The organism is Marinicella sediminis, from assembly GCF_002000055.1.
GTDB lineage: Bacteria > Pseudomonadota > Gammaproteobacteria > Xanthomonadales > Marinicellaceae > Marinicella > Marinicella sediminis.
Map to the genome: position 1 here is coordinate 1 of NZ_MVBD01000026.1, position 3,453 is coordinate 3,453.

3 protein-coding genes are annotated in these 3,453 nt (G+C 37.0%); all 3 read left to right on the top strand.

The genetic code is table 11. The features are described from left to right. Positions 1–240: 240 nt before the first annotated feature. Complete coding sequence (locus B0475_RS17225; protein ID WP_077413120.1) at positions 241–546, top strand: hypothetical protein; 306 nt, start codon at positions 241–243, stop codon at positions 544–546. A gap of 432 nt (positions 547–978) precedes the next feature. Further along, positions 979–1,755, top strand: a complete 777-nt coding sequence (locus B0475_RS17230) for an SEL1-like repeat protein (RefSeq protein ID WP_157893052.1) — start codon at positions 979–981, stop codon at positions 1,753–1,755. Between the two features lie 502 nt (positions 1,756–2,257). Next, a complete protein-coding gene (locus B0475_RS17235; RefSeq protein WP_157893053.1) occupies positions 2,258–2,878 on the top strand; it encodes an NADAR family protein in 621 nt (206 codons plus the stop codon). Positions 2,879–3,453 lie beyond the last annotated feature (575 nt).

The following is a 3,453-nucleotide window of genomic DNA, read 5'->3' on the forward strand; positions in this document are numbered from 1 at the left end:
TCAAATGACCTTCCAGAAGCATGATCGTCACCACACAGGAAGGCTCTGCGGACGCATCGACTTACCACATGGTAGTAGGGGGTTTGTTCAACACAAATCTGGTATTTCCTTGCCAGTCCGATGGTTTTCTCCGTTTAAAACCATGATTTTCAGAAATTCAGCTGGAATTAGCTGTGGCAAATGTCTGAAGTGGCCGTATGATATTTCTTAGGGAGTGCCTGTCCGCGCTTTTTTGAAATCATGGAAACAAATAAGATGTATAAAAAATGGTTAGATGCAATAACAAAACTTGGCGCAATTAAAAATGCAAGAGTTACTTGTCCTGAGTGTGAACAAGCAATATTAACCAGGATAGATATTCCTCTTGAAAGGGAGCACAGTGTTTTTGAAAGGCTGATTTATTGTGAAAATTGCAATGCAGAAAAATCATTTACAATTGAAGGAGCTACTAGATACTTTGGGTATAATGGTAAGGATAAAGTTTCTGATACAATTAAAATTGATGTCATCAAAAGACGCTATCAAGCTTCCAAGACAATAAAATAAAAACAACACAGGGACAAAAAAATACAGGGACAGGCATTAGCTAGATAAACCAGTTGGAGAAATTAAGCTGGTTTATATGTCGAAAATAGTTGTATTGATTGGTCAGTAAGGTGAATGTGAGACCTGAACGCTCGGTTTTGATGATTTTAACTGAATTGGCCTGATTTCAGATGAGTTGGACGGTAGCAGACAGAATCTGCAATCAGGTTATGTTGGGTGGATAGCAACTCCAGGGCTGGTTTCAGACGGTGACCTAATGCAAATCTTTTACCGACTTTCTGGCAGAAACTTTTAAGCTGATCAACTGTGCCTACAAAATACAGGGACAGGCACTTTTCAGAGAGACCAGCTTGAATGATTGAGCTGGTTATTTTGTGGAAGCTTAGATGAGGGAGTGCCTGTCCGCGCTTTTGTCGTTAGGAGAAATTAAAAGTGAAGTTATATTCAAAAATATTTATGGTACTAATAATCTTGCTTTTTAATTGCACTGTGAGTTGCTCTAAAGAATTAACAAAAGAACTACGTTATGAACAGATAGAGTGGCTTATCTTTAATAATTTTGATGAGTATGAAGAGAAGGAGCTAATTAAATTATTGGACAGATCGAGGAAAGTCATTAATGAAATGAATTATGAATATTTGAAACATTATATATTCATTAGGAGTTCAGAAAAAAAAGCCATTAAACAGTTAAAGAATGCATTTGAATTAGGGCATAAAGAAGCTGGATACAACCTTTATAATCATTTGACTTTGGATGATAAAGCTATGGCTGAGAGATATTTGGTTGAAGCAGCTAAAAGAGGCAGTGTTGAGGCCATGTTTCTTGTCGGTGTTTATCATGATGATGAAAATGATCGGTATATTAGTGATTTTTCCAAAAAAGAGATGTTTGAAATGCTTATCGCATCTGCAATGGAAGGTCAAACACAAGCAATATTGAGTCTCGGAAAACAAGCTATTAATAGTAAATTTTCTACTGTCCCAGATGCTTTGCTTTGGAGGGTGATCAATTATCTAGTGAATCAAGATGGAGAAAACAGTGTTTTGGTTGCGGATTTTGAAGCCAATAAAGTTTGGAAAAATTATTGTTTGAAGTTCAATAAATTCATGGCCCAAAATTTCGATTTACTGATTGAATCTACTGAAACTCCTGAAAGGGATAAATATCTGCTGCTCTCAAAATCAATTGTTGAATGTATGAATTGAATTATAAAACACTGAGACAAACTAGGGGACAGGCAAATACAGGTAAAATACAGGGACAGGCACTTTTCAGAGAGACCAGCTTGAATGATTGAGCTGGTTTTTTTGTGGAAGATTAGAAAATTGACGTGGTGTAGAGGCGTTTTTCAGGTTTGAAACACCAGGTGAAATGATCATGGCCAGAAATGCCAGATTTGGAATTAATGGGGTCAGAGTCATTAATTCGCATTCGAGAAAACAAGCAGGTCATTAAAATCAATGACTCTGACCTCATTGACTCACGCATAAATCCATGGTTTTCAGAAATTCAGCTGGAATTAGCTGTGGCAAATCTCTGATGAGGCCGTATGATATTTCTTAGGGAGTGCCTGTCCGCGCTTTTGTTTCGCGCTTTTTGGGTTGAATGAAAAAGCAAAAACTGTATATCATCGGACTGTTTGGCAACAAGAATATTTGATTCACCAATATGTTCCTATGCGAGCGATTGAGCCACTATGGAAATAAAATGGAAACAATAAATTTTTATAAAACTAACGAAAAATACGGATCTCTCTCTAATTTTTCTAAACACGAGGTGTACTATTATAGATTCTGGAAGACATCAGAGCATGCATTTCAAGGAATGAAATTTTATGGATTGTCATATGATCATGAGTTATTAATTGCATCGAGTGAGACACCTCATGAGGCAGCAAAATTAGGTAGATCTCTATCTCCAATTAGAGAGGATTGGGAAGAAGTCAAAACTCAAATCATGTATGAAATATTAATGGCAAAGTTCATACAAAATTATGATGCTAGGGAAGTTTTATTTTCTACAGGAAAAAATAAAATTGTTGAACATATTAAAAATGACAGTTTTTGGGGATATGGTGGAGATGGCAATGGTGACAACGTATTAGGGATGCTTTTGATGAAAGTCAGAGATGAACTGGAAAAAAAATATGATGACTGTATTATCGAAAAGTTGCCGCCTGAAAAAAAATTTCCAGAATATACTGAAAATGATATCGGTTGGAGAATGGGAGCTGGAGAAGATTACTTGAAAAATTGGACTTTATGGTTTAACGGCTTAAGCAAAGAAGATCAAAAAAAGTATAAGATATTTCATTTCGGAAAACCCTGAGTGACCTTGGGCTTGAAGAACAAATTCTGGCACAGGCACTTATCAGAGGAACCAGCTTGAGAGATTCAGCTGGTTTTTTTGTGGAAGATCAGAAAATTAACGTGGTTCAGAGGTGTTTTTCAGGCTTGAAACATCAAATGCTATGAATGGCGCCCAAAATGACCTGATTGAATGAAATACAGGGACAGGCACTTTTCAGAGAGACCAGCTTGAGTGATTGAGCTGGTTTTTTTGTGGAAGATTAGAAAATTGACGTGGTGTAGAGGCGTTTTTCAGGTTTGAAACACCAGGTGAAATGATCATGGCCAGAAATGCCTGATTTGGAATCAATGGGGTCAGAATCAATGGGGTCAGAGTCATTGATTCGCATTCGAGAAAACAAGCAGGTCATTAAAATCAATGACTCTGACCCCATTGACTCACGCATAAATCCATGATTTTCAGAGATTCAGCTGTAATTAGCTGTGGCAAATGTCTGAAGTGGCCGTATGATATTTCTGAGGGAGTGCCTGTCCTGGATATTGGGGAAGTAGTCAATTTATTCAACAGATTGAAGATAAACTGAAGGTCAAAGT